Origin of the sequence: Haloferax profundi (assembly GCF_001469865.1) — an archaeon.
Classification (GTDB): Archaea; Halobacteriota; Halobacteria; order Halobacteriales; family Haloferacaceae; genus Haloferax; species Haloferax profundi.
Genome location: NZ_LOPV01000594.1, coordinates 1 through 1,948, shown reverse-complemented (window position 1 = coordinate 1,948; position 1,948 = coordinate 1). Strand labels below are relative to the sequence as shown.

At 56.2% G+C, this 1,948-nt stretch carries 2 protein-coding genes; one reads left to right on the top strand and one right to left on the bottom strand.

Annotated features, from left to right (window positions below; genetic code table 11):
* Positions 1 to 1,141: AI-2E family transporter (locus AUR66_RS17445; protein ID WP_058573439.1), on the top strand; the 1,141-nt coding region annotated here is incomplete at its 5' end.
* A gap of 185 nt (positions 1,142 to 1,326) precedes the next feature.
* On the opposite strand, the gene AUR66_RS17440 is transcribed toward AUR66_RS17445, so the two are convergent.
* Positions 1,327 to 1,948 (bottom strand): mechanosensitive ion channel family protein (locus AUR66_RS17440; RefSeq protein ID WP_157533207.1); only part of this gene is annotated, 622 nt, incomplete at its 5' end.

Here is a 1,948-nt window from a genome sequence, read left to right as displayed (position 1 = left end):
GCGGCCGGACCTCGGGTGGTGGCTCGTTGGTCTTGCGCTGTTCGCTGTCCTCGCATGGGTCGGATTCGAATACCTCGGGTGGGTCGTGTTCGGCCTGTTCGTCTACTACGTTGCACGACCGATTGCTCGCCGATTAAATCGTCGTATCTCGTCGCCCACGCTCGATGCTGGGCTTACGCTCACGTTTATTATCGTCCCGGTTCTTCTGTTTATTGCAGCATTCGTCGCAGTTGCCCTCGGACAGGCCATGGCTTTGCTCTCTTCTGATGCGGTCGCATCAATCATCGAGAGACTCCCTGTTCAAACGTCGGGTCTCCCGACGGAACCTGTCGACGTCATCATCTTAGTCTTGGAAGACCCGGCGTACTCGTCGGTACTAGACACGTTTGGTGTTGCTGTCGGAGCGTTCTCCGCGACGCTGTTCAATGTATTCCTCATGCTCATCTTCGCGTTCTTCTTGCTTGTCGAAGATAAGAACCTCTCGCGCTGGTTCGAGACCAACGTCTTTGGTTCGGAGTCGTTGACCACGTCGTACCTCCGCGCTGTCGACCGGGGTCTGACGTCGGTGTACTTCGGATACACGCTCACCATCTTCGCGGTTATCATCATCGCTGCCATCATCTACGCGGTTTTCAACTTCGTTGCACCCGGTGGGCTACAGATTCCATCTGTGCTCTTGTTGGCAGTCATCACTGGTGTCTTTACGCTCATTCCACTCGTGGGGCGCTCAGTCGTGTACGCACTTATCTTCGCCATACTGTCCGCACAGGCGCTCAACACCAACCCGACGTTACTCTGGGTACCAATCGTATTCTTCGTGCTGATGGTGCTCGTGTTCGACAACGTCGTCCGGACGTACATCCGTCCATACCTCTCGGGAAAATCTTACCACATGGCGCTCGTCATGTTTGCGTACCTGCTTGGGCCACTCCTCTTCGGGTGGTATGGTATCTTCATGGGGCCATTGCTGATGGTGCTCATCGTCGAGTTCATCACCAAGATTCTCCCTCGTCTCAGCCCTGCGGTGTCTGGCGAGGTCGACGTCACCCAAGAGGGTCCCGAACTCGAATCTGGGGAGTTCGACCAGGTGACGTTCGACGAGTCTCCTGACACGAGCACAGACGATGTCCGACCCGGATGATTCGAAAATCACGACAGCCACGGACTCTGGTTGTGCGGTTGGGCCGAACGACGTCTTCCGCGTCCGGACAGTGGCCAATGTTTTTGTGATACTTCACGGTGCGTATCGACACCGGCGCTCCGCTCACGAACCGGTGCGTCGGAATCAGTTTCCCATCAGCCTGTCGACGACGTGCGGCACTCTCGTCATTCCCACGAGACTCTCTCTGGGCCATCGACACCGATTCCCCCCGAAAGTCGAACTTCCTGGGGGTCTCGTGCAATTCCTTCCTGTACGAACCGCTGAATCACTTTCGTGATGAACTCACCTCGAAGCCGGTTGAAATGGGGCCGCGAGGGTTGGTCCATCCAGACTCGTGCTCTCAACCCGACGTAGGTGTCTCCCACTTCGTAGACCACGACGCTTGGCTTCGGCTCGAAGAGAATCTTCGGGAATGCGTTTGCCTCGTCGAGAATCGCCTCGATTGCGTTCTCGACGTACTCGTATCCGACTTGGAATTCGACTGAGATGCGAAGGTTACCATACGCCACGGGGTTGGTTATGGCCGTGTTCGCTAATTCCGAATTGGGGACTGCCACGAGTTCGTTGTCGAACGTTCGAATCCGCGTGATTCGGAGGTCGATTTGCTCGACTCGTCCACGCTTGTCTTCCCACTCGATCCAATCGCCGACTACGAAGAGTTTCTCGTTGATGATGTACAACCCGGCAAGAAGGTTCGCGATGAGGTCGTTCGCCGCGAGACCGATTGCGATGACCAGCGCACCACTCACTGCAGACATAGCGGTCAGAAATGACCCGAATCCAGCG